This window comes from Saccharopolyspora sp. 7B (genome assembly GCF_020177435.1).
GTDB classification, from domain to species: Bacteria; Actinomycetota; Actinomycetes; order Mycobacteriales; family Pseudonocardiaceae; genus Saccharopolyspora_C; species Saccharopolyspora_C gregorii.
The window spans coordinates 1-16,612 of record NZ_JAIUKC010000203.1; the positions used below are offsets into that span (position 1 = coordinate 1).

Here is a 16,612-nt window from a genome sequence, read left to right on the forward strand (position 1 = left end):
GGGCCGGATCGGGGGCCTGCCCCCGGCGCCCCCCCCCGGCGGGGGGGGGCGGGGCGGGGGGGGGGGGGCGGGGCGCGGCCCCCCCCCCCCCCCCCCCCCACGTCGGCCCGCGCGTCCCCGGCCCGGGCGATCTCGTCGAGCACCGCGAGCTGGTCCGGGGTGGGGCGGGTCCGGAAGTCGGCGAGGAACGCGGCCGAGTCCTCCCGCGCGGTGACGACCATCGCGTCCAGCGCGACGACCAGTTCGTCGCCGTCGCGCAGCTCGACGTCCCGCTCGGTCGGCCGCACCCGCAGCCACATCCGGGCGGCGGGCCCGCACACCGGGTCCTCGCGCAGCCCGCGCACCGCGGCCACGCCTTCGTCGCCGGTGTGCTCCAGCAGCCACAGCGCGCCGAGGCGCACCTCCGGGTCGTCGACCCGGCGCAGCAGGTCGGCGAGTTCCACGGCGGCCGCCGCCCGGCCGCGCACCCCGACCCAGCCCGCGACGACCTCGTCCACCACGTCCGCCGGGCCGCCCGGCAGCGCGAGCACCACCACCTCGGCGGGCAGCGCGATCGCCTCCTCCACCGTCGGGGCGACGAAGCCGTACCCGCGCAGCGAGCCGTGCGCGGCCCACACCCCCAGCGGCAGCAGTTCCACCACCGCGCGGTCCGCCGATCCGGGCGCGAACGCCTCGATGCGCTCCAGCAGTTCCGGCAGGTCGGTGCGGTAGCGGCGCAGCACGCCCAGCGCCTCCCAGAGCCGCAGCACCCGGTCCACCACCCGCGCCACCGCGGGCCGGGCATCGGCCCGGTCGGTGATCGCGTGCAGCACCAGGCCCACCACTTGCTCGACCGGCACCGCGCCGGTGTTGGTGTAGAGCGCGCTGAGCACGCCCTGCACCAGCTCCGGGAACGCGTCCTCGCCGTCGAGCAGCCCGTCCAACAGCTCGGCGTCGTCCCCGGCCACCTCGTCGAGCAGCACGAACGATTGCCACAGCCGCGTCCACAGCACGCCCGGTTCGGCCAGCAGCGGGGTGCTGATCGCGCTGCGCACCACCCGGTCGTCGATGATCCGCACCAGGTGCGCGCGATCCGCCCACGCCGCGGTGGCCGGCGCCAGGTCCGGCTCGCAGTCCAGCTCCGCGGCCAGCTCCGTCCCGTCGCCGAGTTCGCGGCCGGTGCCGGTCCAGTGCAGCAACGCGGCCATCCGCGCGATGATCGGGGTGCCCGCCGCTTCGACATCCGGCGTCGCACCATCCGGGATGCGCATCGGTGGCAGCCAGTGCACCGGGACGGGCAGCGGTTCCCGGTCGGCCCGTTCCTCGACGGCGCGCAACACGGCCCGGTCCAGCTCGATCTCGCCGTCGTCCACCGCGGCGACGAACCGGGCGAACTCGCCCTCCGCACCGAGGTCGACGCCGTGCTCCCGCGCGGCCAGCGACCAGAACTTCTCCGGTCCCCACTCGGCGGGTTCGGCCATCGCCGCCAGGAAGGCGGGCACGGCCTCGTCGATCGCCGCGTGCAGCGCGGGCACCGGGTCGCTGCCGGACATCAGCAGCCGCTCCCCGGCGAGGAAGTCGATCCAGTCGTGCAGCAGTGCGGGCACCGCCGCCCAGCGGGGCAGCACCAGGTGCCGGGGCGCCACCTCGGTGAGCACCCGCACCAGGTCGGGCGCGGTCCAGCGGGCGAGCAGCCCGTCCCGCGCGCACTTGTCCCGCAGCAGCACGCCGAGCAGGTCGGGCGCGTCGGGGCGCGCGCCGAACCGCTCGGACAGCGCGGCGGCGGAGGCGGCGAAGCCGTCCACCTCACCGTGCAGGAAAACGGTGCGCATCGCTTCGCCCTTCGCCGCGGCCGGTACCGGATGTGATCGAGGGTAGGGAGCGGGCGTTGATCACTCCGGCAGCGCGTGCCCCGGCGTGTCGGCCCGGCGCGCCCGGTGCTCGCCCGCGACGCGGTCGTCCGAGGTCACGGCGATCGGGTGCGCGGCGGAAAACCGATTGTTCACCCACCCGAGTCGCACTAGCGTTCGCCGCATGCGGATCCGGGAGTTCGTCGAGGCCGACTGGCCCGAGGTGTGGCCGATCCTCCGCGAGGTGGCGCGCGCGGGCGAGACGTTCTGCTACGAGCGGGACCTGTCCGCCGAGCAGGCCCGCGAGCTCTGGCTGGAACGGCCGCCGGGCCGCACCACCGTCGCCGAGGTCGACGGGCGGGTGCTGGGCACCGCCAAGATGGGGCCGAACCGGGCGGGCCCCGGCGCGCACGTGTCCACCGCGAGCTTCATGGTCGCCGCGGAGGCGCGCGGCGGAGGCGTCGGCGGCGGGCTGTGCGCGGACGCCCTGTCCTGGGCGCGCGGCGCCGGCTACGCGGGGATGCAGTTCAACGCGGTCGTCGAGTCGAACCGGTCGGCCGTCGCGCTCTACGAGCGGCTCGGCTTCGCGGTGATCGGCACCGTGCCCGGCGCGTTCGAGCACCCCGAGCTGGGCCGGATCGGCCTGCACGTCATGTACTGCCCGTTCTGATCCCCGGTTCTGATCCCTCGTTCTGATACCCCGTTCTGATCCCTCGTTCTGATCCAGGAGTGCTCGTGCCCGTCGAACGTCCCGCCCCGCCGACGACCGGCGCCGAACGACCGATGCTGCGCGCCTACCTGGACTTCCACCGGGCGACGCTGGCGATGAAGTGCGACGGCCTCGGCGACGAGGACCTGCGCAGGCGCGCGTCCCCGCCGTCCGAGCTGAGCCTGCTCGGCCTGCTGCGGCACCTGGCCGAGGTCGAGCGGGCCTGGTTCCGCCGCACCATCGCGGGCGAGGACGTCCCGCTGGTGTGGTCCGCGGACGGGGACTTCCAGGCCGCCTACGACCCGAGCGGCTGCACCGGGGCGGAGGCGTTCGCCGCGTGGCGCGCCGAGGTCGAGCACTCCCGCCGCATCGAGCGCGAAGCCGAGTCCCTCGACGTCGTGGCCCGCGACCCGCGCTCCGGCACCGACGTCTCGCTGCGCCTGGTGCTGCTGCACCTGATCCACGAGTACGCCCGCCACAACGGCCACGCCGACCTCCTCCGCGAAGCCATCGACGGCACCACCGGCGCCTGACCGGCTGTGCCGGAACGCCGCTCGCAGGCGAGGCGCCCTCGTTATCGTCCGCTGCATGGCGAATCCGCACGTGCAGGAGCCCTGGTCGGCCCGGTTCGACTGGGGGCCGGCCGGCGCCGAGACCTTGGCCGGGGCGTCCGACCTGGTCGCCGTCGTCGACGTGCTGTCCTTCACCACCGCGCTGACCGTCGCGGTCGACGCGGGGATCGAGGTCTTCCCGTTCCGCTGGCGGGACCGGCGTGCGGCGCGGTTCGCGCAGGAGCGCGACGCCGTGCTCGCCGTCGGCCGGTCGGAGGCGCGACCGGGGCAGATCAGCCTCTCCGCGAGCACCATCCGCACGGCCGACCGAGTCACGAGGCTCGTCCTGCCGTCGCCGAACGGCTCGACGATCGCGCACGACGTCGCCGCCGACGGCACTCCGCTGATCGGCGTCAGCCTGCGCAACGCCACCGCCGCCGCGGACTGGACGCTGCGTCGGCTCGCGTCGGCCCCCGGTGCGTCGGTCGCGGTCATCGCCGCGGGCGAGCGCCGTCCGGACGGCTCGTTGCGCCCCGCCGTCGAGGACCTGTGGGGCGCCGGCGCCTACCTCACCGCGCTCGAGGCCCGGGGGTTCGGCCCGTTCTCCCCCGAGGCGTTCACCGCGGCCGCCGCCTACCGCGCGGTCGCCGGCGAGCTCTCCGCGCGGCTGCGCGCGAGCGCGAGCGGGCGGGAACTCATCGAGGGGCGTTTCGGCGACGACGTCGAGATCGCCGCGGAAGTGGACCTGAGCACCGCGGTGCCCGTCCTCCGGGGCGAGAGCTTCACCGCGGCCTGATCTCGCGCCCGCTGGGCACCAGGCCCTATTCGGGGGCCATGTCGACGAAGCGGCTGTAGTGCAGCTGGTGGGCGACGGTGATCGTGGCCTGCGGACCGGCGCGGTGCTTGGCCAGGATGAGGTCGGCCTCGCCCATCCGGGGGTCGTCGCGTTCGAACGCGTCCGGCCGGTTGATCAGGATCACCATGTCCGCGTCCTGTTCCAGGGAACCGGATTCACGCAGGTCCGAGAGCTGCGGGCGCTTGTCGGTGCGCTGTTCGGGACCTCGGTTCAGCTGGGAGATCGCGACGACGGGGACTTCCAGCTCCTTGGCGAGCAGCTTGAGGTTACGGGAGAACTCCGAGACCTCCTGCTGCCGGGATTCGACGCGCTTGCCGGAGGTCATCAGCTGCAGGTAGTCCACGACGACCAGCTGGATGTCGGCGCGCTGCTTGAGCCGCCGCGCCTTCGCGCGGATCTCCATCATGGTCAGGTTCGGCGAGTCGTCCACGTACAGCGGCGCCTCGCTGATCTCGCTCATCCGCCGCGCGAGCCGCGTCCAGTCGTCGTCGGTCATGCGGCCACCGCGCATGTCGCCGAGCCGGATGCGCGCCTCCGCGGAGAGCATGCGCATCACGATCTCGGTCTTGCCCATCTCCAGGGAGAAGATGACGCTGGCCAGGCCGTGCTTGATCGACGCGGTGCGGGCGAAGTCCAGCCCGAGCGTGGAGTTGTGCGTGGGAACCATGCCGCGCCCGGCGAGGTACAGGTGGTCGGGGGCGTCGACCTCGACGCAGCGCACCGGCACGCTCGGCACCTCCCGGACGGCGACGACGCGGCGCGGCGGCTCGGCCCGGTCCTGCCGGGCCTCCTTGTGCTCGGCGTTCTTCGCGGGCAGCCGGAACACCTCGTCGGGGCCGCTGTCGAACACGATCGCCACCCGGTCGAAGCCGCCGTGCGCGGAGTCCGCGATCCGGGTGCCGCAGGTGTAGCCGAGGCCGAGCAGCAGCTCCCGCACCCGCACCGAGAGCGGCTCGCTGATCTCCAGCCGCAGCCTGCCGTCGGCGTCGACGGAACCGGCGGCGTCGAGCAGTCCGGCCAGCAGCGCGCGGCGCTGATCCTCGCTGGCGCGCAGGTACGCGGACGGCAGGTCGTGGTCGTCCCAGGCGCCGAACCGGGCGAGCGCGGCGGGGATGTCCACGCCGAACTCGGGTTTCAGGGCGTCCTGTTCCGCGGCGCCCTCCTCTGCGGGGTACTCGACGACGGCGCCGACGGTCGTGACCTCGGCGTCCGCGGGTTCGGCGGCGTGCGCGAGCCCGGCCAGCTCCAGCAGTTCCGGTTCACCGCGCACCGCACCGGACTCATCGCCCGCGGCGAGCCACACCCCGAGCGCGTACGGCGCCACCGGCAGCTCCCGCTGCGGCAGGCGCAATCCGGCGTGCGCGGGGAGTTCGTGGTCGGTGCCGGTGGCGGCGAGCTCGGCGGTGGTGCGGACTTGCCCGTCGGAGAGCCGCCACTGGTGCTGGGCGTCGGCGACGAGGACGCCGCCGTCGGAGAACTCGACCTCGAAGCACGGGCGGTCGGTGAGCACCTCGGTCGCGCGCAGCACCCGGATGGGCCGCCCGGACAGGCCGATCAGCTCGTCGCCGACGGCGACCTCGCCCATCGTGGTCCAGCCACCGGGGGTGGGCAGCGGTGTGTCCAGCGCGAGCGCCTTGCCGACACCGGGCCGCGCCGCGACGATGATCATCTGCCCGCCGTGCAGCCCGTTGGTGACCTCGTCGAGGTCGACGAAGCCGGTGGGGATGCCCTGGGACTGGCCGCCGCGGGAGGCGATGGCGTCGATCTCGTCCATCGTCGGCTGCAGCAGGTCTTCCAGCGCCGCGTAGTCCTCGCTGGTGCGGCGCTCGGTGACGTCGTAGATGGCGGCCTGCGCGCGGTCCACGACCTCTTCGATCGCGGAGCCCTCGGCGCCGTGGTAGCCGAGCTGCACGATGCGGGTGCCCGCTTCGACCAGCCGCCGCAGCACGGCCTTCTCCGCGACGATCTCGGCGTAGTAGCCGGCGTTGGCGGCGGTCGGCACGCTGGCGATCAGCGTGTGCATGTAGGGGGCGCCGCCGATGCGCTGCAGCTCCTGGCGGCGTTCGAGCTCGGCGGAGACGGTGATCGCATCGGCGGGTTCGCCGCGGCCGTACAGGTCGAGGACGCAGTTGTAGATGGCCTGGTGCGCGGGCCGGTAGAAGTCGTTCGGGGTCAGCACCTCGACGACGTCGGCGATGGCGTCCTTGCTCAGCATCATGCCGCCGAGCACGGACTGCTCCGCGGCCAAGTCCTGCGGGGGCTGGCGTTCGAAGCCGGAGTCCCCGTTCGACGCGGGCTGTGCGCCTCGTTCGTCTGCCAACGCCACGGGTACCCGTCACCTCCGACACCGTCACCCGCCACCGCTGCGGGCGGCCTTACTGGTCGCGCGATCCACGACGGCGTCCCCGGTGCGGGAGCCGGCCGGCGCGCACCGGCCGATCACGATCCGTCACGCGCGGGCGCGTGGGGGAAGCTAGATCGCTCGCATGGACCAGGCAAACCGAGCTGTGGACAACTATCGGGACAACCTGTGGACAGCTGGGGACAAGTCGCGGATACCTGTGTACAACTCGGCGGAACCGATGGGGACAACCTGGGGACAACCAACCAAGATCATCCGAAAACCACAGGTCAGCCCTTGTGGACTGCTTGTGGAGAAATCTGTTGAAAAACCCGCGGCGTGTCGCGGGGAACTGCTCGTTCGGCGTGTCGGATTCGACGGCGCACGAACGAGTTCCGTGACCGTCAAGCGGACGAACGAGTGATCATCGCCGTCCGCCGCCGAACGGCGGAACCCGGCAGCGGCCGAGCGCCGCAGCACATGACCGGACGCATCGGCGGAAGCCCGGGAAGCCCGGACTCCCGCCGAACGAACGCGTACCGGGGTCAGCTCGCGGCCGACACCTGGACGTTCACCGACGCCTTGACGTCGGGGTGCAGCCGGACGTCGACCCCGTGCTTGCCCAGGGCCTTGATGTGGCCGCGCAGGTCCACCGAGCGCTTGTCCAGGTTCGGGCCACCGGCCTTGCGCACCGCGGCCACGACATCGGCGGCGGTGATCGAACCGAACAGCTTGCCCTGACCCGAGACCTTGGCGGTCAGCGTGACCGGACCGAGGTCCTGCAGCTGGGCCTTCAGCTCCTGGGCGTGCTCCAGGTTGCGGACCCGGCGGGCCTCCTGGGTGCGGCGGATCGTCTCGATCTGCTTCTGCGCGCCCTTGGTGGCGACGATGGCCAGGCCGCGCGGCAGCAGCAGGTTGCGCGCGTAGCCGTCCTTGACCTCGACGATGTCACCCGACTCGCCCAGGCCGGCCACGTCAGCAGTCAGAATGATCTTCACGACGTGTCTCCTTCTAGCGTCTCTCACGAGACCGCGGACATCCGGGACCGCGCGCCGGAGCAGCGCGGACCGGACGAGCGGTCTCGAATCAGCGGGCGGTCGAGGTGTAGGGCAGCAGCGCCATCTCGCGGGCGTTCTTCACCGCGATGGCGACGTCGCGCTGGTGCTGGCTGCAGTTGCCGGTCACCCGACGGGCGCGGATCTTGCCGCGGTCCGAGATGTACTTGCGCAGCAGCGTCGTGTCCTTGTAGTCGATGCTCTGCGCAGCGCGGTCCTTGCAGAACACGCAGACCTTCTTCTTAGGCTTGCGCACAGGCGCCTTGGCCATGGTCTTCCTCCTGGAAAGCTATTACGAGTCGAGTGAGCGCGCGGGCGTCAGAACGGCGGTTCGTCGCTGAACCCGCCGCCGGAAGAACCGGCGGGGGGAGCGGAACCCCACGGGTCGTCGGCAGGCGCGGACTGGCCGCCGCCACCACCGAAACCACCGCCGCCGCCACCGCGGCTGACCTTGTTCACCTTGGCGGTCGCGTACTTCAGGGAGGGCCCGATCTCGTCGACCTCGAGCTCGACGACGGTGCGCTTCTCGCCTTCCTTCGTCTCGAAGGAACGCTGGCGCAACCTGCCCTGCGCGATGACCCGCATGCCGCGGGTCAGCGTCTCGGCCACGTTCTCCGCGGCCTGGCGCCAGATGTTGCAGCGCAGGAACAGCGCCTCGCCGTCCTTCCACTCGCCGGACTGGCGGTCGAAGGTGCGGGGCGTCGAGGCGATCGTGAAGTTCGCCACGGCGGCACCGGAAGGTGTGAAGCGCAGCTCCGGGTCGGCGGTGAGGTTGCCGACCACCGTGATTACCGTTTCACCGGCCATCGCCTGGACTCCGTCCTTGACATGCGGGGTCTCTTGACATGCGGGTCACCTGAAGTGCGGATCGCCGCCAACGGACCGGACGAGTCCGGTCGCGGTTGCTCAGGCCGAGGCCTCGGAGCGGTTGGCGTGCTTGGTCGCCTTCGCGGCCGCGCGGGCCACGCGGGCCTCCTTGCGCGGTTCGGCGACGCGCCGCTGCACCTTGGTGCGCAGGATCGTCTCGTTCAAGTTCAGCTGGCGGTCCAGCTCCTTGATCGAGGCGGGCTCGCTGTTGATGTCCACGACGACGTAGATGCCCTCGCCCTGCTTCTCGATCTCGAAGGCGAGCCGGCGACGGCCCCACACATCGAGCTTCTCGACGCTGCCACCGTCGTTGCGGATGACCTTGAGGAAGTTTTCCAGGGACTGAGGCACGGTGCGCTCGTCCAGGCTCGGGTCGAGGATGACCATGAGCTCGTAATGACGCATGAAGACCACTCACCTCCTGTGGACTCACGGCCACGGACTTTCCGTGGCAGGAGGGTCCTTCACGAACCCGGCAAGGCTAGCAACCAGGTCCGACAGGCCGGTGAGCCGGGTACCGCCGAGGTCAGGCGCGGCGCAGCACCCAGGTGCGGACCAGCGCCGCGGTGACCCCGGCCAGCGAGATCGCCGCGATGAGCACCGGCAGCGCCACCCGGTCGCCCTGGCTCATCGGCAGCGCTTCGGCCTTGCCCGCGGCCCGGACCTCCTCGCGGGCGGCCTGCTCGGCCCGCACCCGCTCCTGGGCGGCGGCCTGCTCCCGCAGGTCGCCGATGTTCGGCGAGAAGCCGGGGGCGGCGCCGAACTGGGCCTGCGCCCACGGCGGCAGCTGCCCGGGGAGGCCGGGCGCGCCCGAGGCGTAGCCGGGTGGCGCGACGAGGACCGGCGCACCGGTCGAGTAGCCGGGCACGCCGGGGGCGGTGGTGCCGGGCGCCGGCCGCACGCCGGTGCTCGGCGGAGCGGGCGCCGTGTGGGACGGCGGCGCGGGCTGCTCGCTGGGTTCCGGTTCGGGCGCGGGCGGCGGCGGGGCCGGCTTCTCGTGCCCGGTGACGCTCGCGCCGAAGCAGCCGAGGGCGGCAAGGTTGCGGACGTGCTTGCTGACCTCGGCGCCGCGGCCCTGCAGCGCGGCCAGGCCGTCGATGCGCGGGGTGAACTCCTGGGCGAGTGCCTTGCCGGAGAACTTCTGCTTCTCCTCGGTGACCGTGCCCAGCGAGATCGCCCCGGTGTTCTTGAACTCCTGCACGGCCTGGTCGGCGATGTCGAAGCCGAACGGGAAGACCAGCAGCGTCCCCTGCCGCACCTTGGCGTCCAGCGCGTTCGGGGAGGCGAGGATGGCCTGGCCGTACTCGCTCGACTCGGTGGTGCCCGCGCACTTGTCGATGACGAGGGAGCCCGCGGCGCTCGCGGTGCCCGCGCCGAGGAGGCTGCTCGCGGTGACGAAGGCGCCGACGGTGCCCGCGGCCAGCACCCGGCCGAGCCCGGTGCGTCCCGCGCGGCGCAGCAACGGGTTCACCTGCGGCCGCGAGCCTTCGTCCGGACGCATGGCTTCGTCACTCATGGTTCCTCCCCGCTGCACGACCCCGTGATACCCGTTCACCGCTTCTCAGGAAAATAACGTGTCGGACCGGCAAGTGGTGACGGCCCGCACACGAAAACTTCGGCAAACCCGCATTCTGGGAAACCTGAACGATTGAGCACCCGTTCGCGTCACCGCTTCGGAGCAGCGGTGGACCGGGCGGCCGGGCCCCGGCGCGCGGCACGGGCCCACCGGCGGGTGGCTACCCTGCGGACATGCTCATCGGTGCTCATGTCCGGGACGACGATCCGATCACCGCGGCCCAGGAGCGGGGCGCGGACGTCGTGCAGTTCTTCCTGTCCGACCCGCAGGGCTGGAAGGCCCCGAAACCGCACCCGCAGACCGCGGAGCTGCGCGACGGCGAGCTCGCGGTGTTCATCCACTCCCCGTACGTGATCAACGTGGCCTCGCTGAACAACCGCATCCGCATCCCGTCCCGCAAGGCCGTGGCGCAGCAGGCGAAGGCCGCCGCCGAGGTCGGCGCCCGCGGCCTCGTCGTGCACGGCGGGCACGTCACCAAGGACGACGACCCGGCCGAGGGCATCGCGAACTGGCGCAAGCTGTTCGAGCGTCAGGCCGACGAAGGCGGGTTCGCGGTACCGGTGCTGATCGAGAACACCGCGGGCGGGGCGAACGCGATGGCGCGCCGCTTCGACGTGCTGGCCCGGTTGTGGGACGCGGTCGGCGAGTTCGGCGCCGGGTTCTGCCTGGACACCTGCCACGCGCACGCGGCGGGTGAAGAGCTGCCGGGCATCGCGGAGCGGGTCAAGGGCATCACCGGGCGGATCGACCTGGTGCACCTCAACGACTCCCGCGACGCGTTCGGCTCCTCCCGGGACCGGCACGCCAACATCGGCGCGGGCGAGATCGACCCGGACGTGCTGGTCGCGGTGTGCGAGACGGCGGACGCACCGGTCGTGGTGGAGACCCCCGGCGACGGGCAGGCCGCGGACATCGGCTTCCTGCGGGACAAGGTGCGGGGTTGATCCGAGCCTGCGGCTAGGGTCGGCGCCGACAGCCGTCGAAGGTGCGGGACGGGTGCCCGCCCGGCAGGGAGGACACCGATGCGCGAGCAGCTCGCGGGAACCCCGGCCGGCGCGGTTCCGGGCCGCGCGGGCCGGCGCCTCACCGCCGGAGCGCTCGCGCTGCTGTGCCTGCTCACCGCGCTGGCGCTGGCGGCGGGTTACGCGAACAAGGCGCGCTGCACCGGCCCCGAGTTCGACCAGTGGGGCCGGTCCGAACCGGCCTACCAGGAGCGGGCGTACTCCGAGGTCTGCTACTCGGACGTGCAGAACCTGTGGGTGGGCCGGGACATCGACCGGCACGTCTTCCCGTACGTGCACGGCGGCATCGATGAGGACGGATCGCTGCACGGCGGCGTCGTCGAGTATCCGGTGCTGTCCGGGCTGCTGATCTGGCTGGGCGCGTTGTCCGTGCACACCGACGCCGGGTTCCTCGCCGCATCGGCGCTGCTCATGGCACCGTTCGGGGTGGCGGTGGCGTGGTGGCTGGGCCGGTTGAGCGGGTACCGGGCGCTGCTGTGGGCGTTGGCCCCACCGCTGGTGCTGTACGCCTTCCACAACTGGGACCTGCCGGTGGTGGCGTGCGCGGTGGCCGCGGTGTTCGTGGTGCACCGCGGTGGCGCGCCGCTGCGCACCCGGGCGGTGCAGGGCGCGGTGCTGCTCGGCGCGGGGTTCGCGTTCAAGATCTACCCCGGGTTGTTCGTGCTGCCGCTGGCGCTGCACGTGCTCACCGGTGGTCGCGGCGGCGCCGAGCTGCCCGCGGGGCGGCGGTTCGACGTGCGGGGCGCGCTGGCGGTGCTGGGTGCGGCGGCGGGCACGGTGGTGCTGGCGAACCTGCCGTTCGCACTGGCCGGGTTCGAGGGCTGGTGGGCGTCGTTCGAGTTCCAGTCCCAGCGGAAGGTGGACCTGAGCACGAACTCCGTCTGGTACTGGGGTTTCCGCGGGGTCGCCGACGCCGACGGGTTCCAGCAGGTGATGGGCGTGGTCTCGCCGGTGGCGGTGCTGCTGTCGTTCGCGGCCGCGTGCCTGGCGGGGGAGTGGCTGCGGCGGCGCACCGGCACCTACCCGTGGATCCAGGTGTCGGCGGCGGCGCTGTGCGGGTTCCTGCTGCTGCACAAGGTGCACTCGCCGCAGTACACCTTGTGGTTGCTGCCGTTCTTCGTGCTGCTGCGGGTGCGCTGGGGCTGGGTGGTGGCGTACCTGCTGGCCGACCTGGCGATGGGCATCAGCATCTTCCGCTGGATGGGCGAGGGCGGCGGCATCGGGGACGGGTTCACCGCGCAGGCGCTGATGATCGGCGTGTGGGGCCGCGCGGCGCTGCTGGTCGGCCTGTTCCCGGCGTTCCTCGGGTCGACGTCCACCGTGGACGAGGACGAGCAGGAGCCGCCCGGGTCCGATGTGGAGCGGACGGTTCAGCTCACCCGTTCCCCGCGCTGAACGCCCGGCCCGACGGTCCGGGCCCAACCGCTGATCCGCCGCGCCGCACCTCTCGGCCACGGCACCACCACCCGGTCCGGGGCGCCGTCGAGGGATCCGCCCGCCGGGTCGTCCACCGCCGCGGGCCCGTGCGAACCCGCCGGGCCGAGCGCGCGGCGCACCCGGTCCGCTTCCGGGTGCAGCACCTCGTGCACGACCAGCGCGCACAGCGCGATCACCAGCACGTCGCGGATCAGCACGGCGCCCAGGAACCAGCCCTCCGGCAACCCCTTGTTGTCGGTGCCCAGGTAGTAGTACATCCGCGGCGCCCACATCGCGGCGTCCGCGACCATCCAGGTCAGCAGCCACCGCCAGCGCGGCACGGCCAGCACCGCCAGCGGAACCAGCCACAGCGAGTACTGCGGACTCCACACCTTGTTGGTCAGCAGGAACGCGGCGACCACCAGGAAGCACAGCTGCACCAGCCGGGGCCGCACCGGCGCGGCCAGCGCCAGCCAGCCGATCCCGGCGCAGGCCAGCGCGAACAGCCCCAGCGCCACCGCGTTGAGCACCACCGGTGCCTGCCCGGCGGCGAGCGGCCCGTCGAACCCGGCCCAGCCGGTGAAGTGGGCGAGCGCGTTGTACAGCGAATCCGGGTCGGCCGCGCGCGAAGTGTTGAGCCGGTAGAACTCGCCCCAGCCCACCGGGTACAGCAGCAGGATCGGCAGGTTCACCACCAGCCAGGCCGCCGCGGCTCCGGCGAGCGCGCGCCCGCCGTCGCGCGATCGGCCCGCGCGCAGGCACAGCACCAGCAGCGGGCCGAGCAGCAGCAGCGGGTACAGCTTCGCCGCGCCGCCCAGCCCGATCAGCACCCCGGCCAGCCACGGTCGTCGCTTCGCCCAGGCGAGCAGCCCGGTGGTGGCCAGCGCGGCGCTCAGCGCGTCGAAGTTGGTGAAGGCGTGCACGAACACCAGCGGGCTCAGCGCGACGAGCGCGGCGTCCCAGGTGCGGCGCGCGGCGAGCCGCATCGCCGCCCACACCACGACGAGCCAGGCCGCGGTCAGCCAGAACGCGGTGACGTTGAAGTACAGGACGGTGATCATCGCCGGGGGCAGCCAGCCCAGCGCGGACAGCGTCGACCAGCCGTCGGTGATCTTCGCGTTGATCCACTGGAAGACCCCGGTGACCACCGGGTACTCCATGTAGTGCTGCTCTTCCGGCGGAGTCCCGGGCGCGGCCGTCCACGGCGTCTTGTACGGGAACACCCCGTCGGGGGCGAGGTCGCCCATGCCGAAGCGGGGGATGATGTCGGAGTAGCACATCGCCGTGTACTGCCGGTTCGCCCGCCAGTCCAGCTGAGTGCCCGCCGAGGTGTCGTAGGTCTGCAGGCAGGGCGCCTTGAACAGCCAGGCCGCGGCGAGCGTGATCATCGCCAGCAGCAGCAGGACGCGCAGCGGCGTCCAGAACCACTGCCTGCCCACCTGCGCGTGCCGCCCCAGCGGGCCGCCGAACGGCCGGGAGGCCGCCGCGGCGACGGGTTCGGTCCAGGTCGGCACGACCCGGTCCGCCGCGTCAAGCGAGTCGCCGTCCACTGCCGCGCTCACCTTGTCGGGCTCCTCGGGCTCGGTGCCGGCGTGCTCGGGCTTCGTGGACACGCCCGGATGCTACGGCGTGCGGACGGGTCTCCCACGCCCGCACCGGGCGGCGTCGCGCGCCGCCCGGTGCGGGCCGGGGTCATTCGCCGTCGCGTCCGCGGGTCGGTCCGACGGCGTTGCCGCCGGGACCGTCATCGTCGTCGTCGCCCTGCCCCGGCGGGCAGCCGAACAAGCCGCAGTTGTCGGACGGGTCGGAGCCCTCGGACTCGCTCTCCGAGGTCTCGCTCTCGCTGGTGGTCGTCTCCTCCGACGTGGTGGGCGGCGGCTCCGAGGTCGGCGGCGGCGGCGGTTCCTCGCTCGTCGTCGTCGGCTGCGGCGGGAGCTTCTGCTCGAACTGGCCGATCGGGCTGGCCTTCGGGAACTGCTCCACCGGCAGGTTCTTGTGGTACTCGTTCATGAATTCCTGCCAGATGTCACCGGGCAGGCCGCTGCCGTAGATGATCTTCCCGTTGGCCTGCTCGACCGGCATCGGCTTGCCGTCCTCGTCGGCGAGCATGCCGACCGCGGTGGACAGCTGCGGCGTGGCACCGATCATCCACGCGTTCTGGTTCTTCTCGGTGTCGAAGTACTGGTGGGTACCGGTCTTCGCGGCCACCGGCCGGCCCTTGTCCAGCGGCAGCTTCGAGTGCTCGGCCACGCCGATCATCGACTGGATGAGGTTCGCCGCGAGGTTCTTGCTCTCCGACGCGCTGTCCGAGAACGCCGGCTTGGACGGCTCCGGCGCGAACTCCTCGGTCTTCACCGCGTTCTGGATCTTCGACACGAACTGCGGGTGGACCTGCTTGCCCTCGTTCGCGAAGGTCGCGTACGAGGCCGCCATGTCGATCGCCCGCACCGGGTAGGCGCCCAGCGCGATACCGGCGTCGACGCCGCCGTCCTCGTTCTGGAGGGTCGGCTCGCCGTTGTACTCGCTCGGAACGCCTGCTTGGATCGCGGCCTCCCGCACCGACGGAGTCCCGAACTTCGCGGCCATGTTCACGAACACGGTGTTCACCGACTTGTTCATGGCCTCGCGGACACCGCAGTGCTTCGGGTCGTCGCACACCGAGCCCGGCGCGTTGCCGAACGTGGTGCCCAGGATCTCCTGGTGGTCGCTGCCGTCGTAGTACTCGCCGATGCCGTAGTCCTTCTCCAGACCGGCCATCACCACGAACGGCTTGAACGACGAACCCGGTGGCTGCGGCGAGGCGGCGTAGTCGAAATACACCTGGTCACCGCCGCCGTAGTAGGCCCGGACCCCACCGGTCTTCGGATCGACCGCGACCAGCGAGGTGCGCAGGTTCTGCGGCTGGCCCTGCGTCACCTTCCGGACCGCGTCCTCGGCCATCCGCTGCGCGTTCGGGTCGATCGTCGTGGTGATCGTGTAGCCGCCGAGGGTCAGCGCCTGCTCGCTGTAGCCCTCGCGTTCCAGCTCGGCCAGCACCTGCTTGCGGATGTGCAGCTGGGAGGAGTTGCCCTCCGGCTTGCTCTTCCACGCCTCGCGCTCCCGGGTCTCGGGCAGCGCCATGCTCGCGCGGACGTCCTGGCTGATGAAGCCGTTCTTCAGCATCTGGCCGGCCACGTACTCCCAGCGCCACTGCCCCTGCTCCGGGTCGACCCGGGGGTCGTTGGCGGTGGGGCGCTGCACCATGCCGGCCAGGACCGCGGCCTCGCTCGGGTCCAGGTCCTTCGGCAGCTTGCCGAAGTAGGCCTCCGCCGCGGTGTGGATGCCGTAGGCGCCGCGGCCGTAGTACGCGGTGTTCAGGTAGGCCTTGAGGATGTCGTCCTTCGACTGCTGGTTGGTCACCTTGTAGGCGACGACGACTTCCTTGACCTTCCGGGTGATCGAGTACTCGTCCTGGTCCAGCGCCAGCTTCACGTACTGCTGGGTCAGCGTGGAACCACCACCGGCGCCACCGCCGATCTGGTTGTACACCGCGACCAGGATGCCCCGGATGGAGAAGCCCGGGTTGGTGTAGAAGGACGCGTCCTCCGCGGCGACCGTGGCGTCGAGCATCGGCTTCGAGACCTCGCCCCGCAGGTCCCGGATCATCGTCTTCGAACCCGCTTCGGGGACGATGCGGGTCATCTCCTGGCCGTCGGCGTAGTTGACGACGATCGTCTGCTCGGTGCGGCTGGCGATCTGCTCGGGGTTCGGGACCTCCCACATGGTGTAGCCCCACGCGAACGTCCCGATGCCCAGCAGCAGCATCGCCGCGGCCGCCACGTAGCAGGTGCGGCGGATGCGCCGCCAGATCTTCTTCCGCTTGGCCTTGCGGGCGCTCACCTCGTCGTCCGGGTCGAGCAGCTCGTCGTCGGGGCCGAACCCGTCGTCGCCATGTCCGCGATCCCCGTACCGGTCGTCGTACCCGTCGTCGTAGTCGTCGTCGTAGCGACCGTCGTCGGAGTACGCGTCGTTCGTCGAGTAGTAGTCGTACGAGCTCTGCGTGGCCTCGTGGGTGAGCAGCTGCGGTTCGCGCGGCGAGTCACCGCTCGCGCCACCGGCACCCGCCGCTCCTGCGGCTCCCGCACCCGCCGCTCCTGCGGCTCCCGCACCCGCCGCTCCGCCGCCCGCCGCAGCATCCGCACCGCCGAGCGCGGCCGCCCCGGCCACGCCGCCGACGACGCCACCGGCCACGGCACCACCGCGACCGCGACCCTGGTCCTTGCCGTCCCCGGGGGTCTGCGGGATGTTCTCGGTCGGCCGCTCAGCGGGCGGCACCGCGCCGGGCGCGGGCCTGCCACCGGGCTGGGGGACCTGCCGGGTGCTCTGGCCACCGGGCGGCGGCGGGGGCACC

General features: G+C 72.4%; 14 protein-coding genes. 5 read left to right on the forward strand and 9 right to left on the reverse strand.

Annotated features, from left to right (window positions below; all coding sequences use genetic code 11):
* On the reverse strand, positions 1-1,811 hold a 1,811-nt coding region (locus LCD33_RS25920), incomplete at its 3' end, for a hypothetical protein (RefSeq protein ID WP_224978374.1).
* 202 nt (positions 1,812-2,013) lie between these two features.
* Between LCD33_RS25920 and LCD33_RS25925 the strand changes: the two genes are divergently transcribed.
* The 3 genes from LCD33_RS25925 (at position 2,014) to LCD33_RS25935 (ending at position 3,885) form a co-directional block, all read left to right on the forward strand.
* Positions 2,014-2,499 carry a GNAT family N-acetyltransferase gene (locus tag LCD33_RS25925; RefSeq protein ID WP_224962184.1) on the forward strand — a complete coding sequence of 162 codons (486 nt, stop codon included), beginning with the start codon at positions 2,014-2,016 and terminating at the stop codon, positions 2,497-2,499.
* 65 nt (positions 2,500-2,564) lie between these two features.
* On the forward strand, positions 2,565-3,071 hold the full coding sequence (locus LCD33_RS25930; RefSeq protein ID WP_224978375.1) for a DinB family protein: 507 nt from the start codon (positions 2,565-2,567) through the stop codon (positions 3,069-3,071).
* A gap of 55 nt (positions 3,072-3,126) precedes the next feature.
* Positions 3,127-3,885, forward strand: a complete 759-nt coding sequence (locus LCD33_RS25935) for a 2-phosphosulfolactate phosphatase (protein WP_224968448.1) — start codon at positions 3,127-3,129, stop codon at positions 3,883-3,885.
* Between the two features lie 25 nt (positions 3,886-3,910).
* Here LCD33_RS25935 and dnaB read toward each other — a convergent pair whose 3' ends face one another.
* From dnaB to LCD33_RS25965, 6 genes are all read right to left on the reverse strand, one after another.
* Positions 3,911-6,271, reverse strand: coding sequence for a replicative DNA helicase (gene dnaB / locus LCD33_RS25940; protein WP_224962180.1), 2,361 nt, complete (start codon positions 6,269-6,271; stop codon positions 3,911-3,913).
* 560 nt (positions 6,272-6,831) lie between these two features.
* On the reverse strand, positions 6,832-7,284 hold the full coding sequence (rplI, locus tag LCD33_RS25945) for a 50S ribosomal protein L9 (protein ID WP_224962178.1): 453 nt from the start codon (positions 7,282-7,284) through the stop codon (positions 6,832-6,834).
* A gap of 88 nt (positions 7,285-7,372) precedes the next feature.
* Entirely contained in the window at positions 7,373-7,612 is a 240-nt protein-coding gene (rpsR, locus tag LCD33_RS25950; protein ID WP_184484100.1) for a 30S ribosomal protein S18, read from the reverse strand.
* A gap of 47 nt (positions 7,613-7,659) precedes the next feature.
* Positions 7,660-8,148 (reverse strand): single-stranded DNA-binding protein, encoded by a 489-nt coding sequence (locus tag LCD33_RS25955; protein WP_224962176.1) that lies wholly within the window; start codon positions 8,146-8,148, stop codon positions 7,660-7,662.
* A gap of 99 nt (positions 8,149-8,247) precedes the next feature.
* On the reverse strand, positions 8,248-8,613 hold the full coding sequence (rpsF, locus tag LCD33_RS25960) for a 30S ribosomal protein S6 (RefSeq protein WP_224968450.1): 366 nt from the start codon (positions 8,611-8,613) through the stop codon (positions 8,248-8,250).
* Positions 8,614-8,734: 121 nt separating this feature from the next.
* A complete protein-coding gene (locus LCD33_RS25965; RefSeq protein WP_224968452.1) occupies positions 8,735-9,724 on the reverse strand; it encodes a hypothetical protein in 990 nt (329 codons plus the stop codon).
* A gap of 233 nt (positions 9,725-9,957) precedes the next feature.
* Between LCD33_RS25965 and LCD33_RS25970 the strand changes: the two genes are divergently transcribed.
* Both LCD33_RS25970 and LCD33_RS25975 read left to right on the forward strand, forming a co-directional pair.
* Positions 9,958-10,728, forward strand: a complete 771-nt coding sequence (locus LCD33_RS25970) for a deoxyribonuclease IV (RefSeq protein ID WP_224962169.1) — start codon at positions 9,958-9,960, stop codon at positions 10,726-10,728.
* 78 nt (positions 10,729-10,806) lie between these two features.
* Entirely contained in the window at positions 10,807-12,201 is a 1,395-nt protein-coding gene (locus LCD33_RS25975) for a glycosyltransferase family 87 protein (RefSeq protein WP_224962167.1), read from the forward strand.
* Here the strand turns inward: LCD33_RS25975 and LCD33_RS25980 are convergent.
* Both LCD33_RS25980 and LCD33_RS25985 read right to left on the reverse strand, forming a co-directional pair.
* Complete coding sequence (locus tag LCD33_RS25980) at positions 12,177-13,835, reverse strand: glycosyltransferase family 87 protein (RefSeq protein ID WP_374108127.1); 1,659 nt, start codon at positions 13,833-13,835, stop codon at positions 12,177-12,179. The two genes, LCD33_RS25975 and LCD33_RS25980, sit on opposite strands and share 25 nt — an antisense overlap.
* A 79-nt stretch (positions 13,836-13,914) precedes the next feature.
* Positions 13,915-16,612: transglycosylase domain-containing protein (locus tag LCD33_RS25985; RefSeq protein WP_224978376.1), on the reverse strand; the 2,698-nt coding region annotated here is incomplete at its 5' end.

Bases quoted from the DNA above. Each gene is read 5' to 3' on its own strand.
- LCD33_RS25925 (WP_224962184.1), top strand. From the start codon at position 2,014: ATGCGGATCCGGGAGTTCGTCGAGGCCGACTGGCCCGAGGTGTGGCCG.
- LCD33_RS25935 (WP_224968448.1), top strand. From the start codon at position 3,127: ATGGCGAATCCGCACGTGCAGGAGCCCTGGTCGGCCCGGTTCGACTGG.
- rpsR (WP_184484100.1), bottom strand. From the start codon at position 7,612: ATGGCCAAGGCGCCTGTGCGCAAGCCTAAGAAGAAGGTCTGCGTGTTC.
- LCD33_RS25955 (WP_224962176.1), bottom strand. From the start codon at position 8,148: ATGGCCGGTGAAACGGTAATCACGGTGGTCGGCAACCTCACCGCCGAC.
- rpsF (WP_224968450.1), bottom strand. From the start codon at position 8,613: ATGCGTCATTACGAGCTCATGGTCATCCTCGACCCGAGCCTGGACGAG.
- LCD33_RS25965 (WP_224968452.1), bottom strand. From the start codon at position 9,724: ATGAGTGACGAAGCCATGCGTCCGGACGAAGGCTCGCGGCCGCAGGTG.
- LCD33_RS25970 (WP_224962169.1), top strand. From the start codon at position 9,958: ATGCTCATCGGTGCTCATGTCCGGGACGACGATCCGATCACCGCGGCC.
- LCD33_RS25975 (WP_224962167.1), top strand. From the start codon at position 10,807: ATGCGCGAGCAGCTCGCGGGAACCCCGGCCGGCGCGGTTCCGGGCCGC.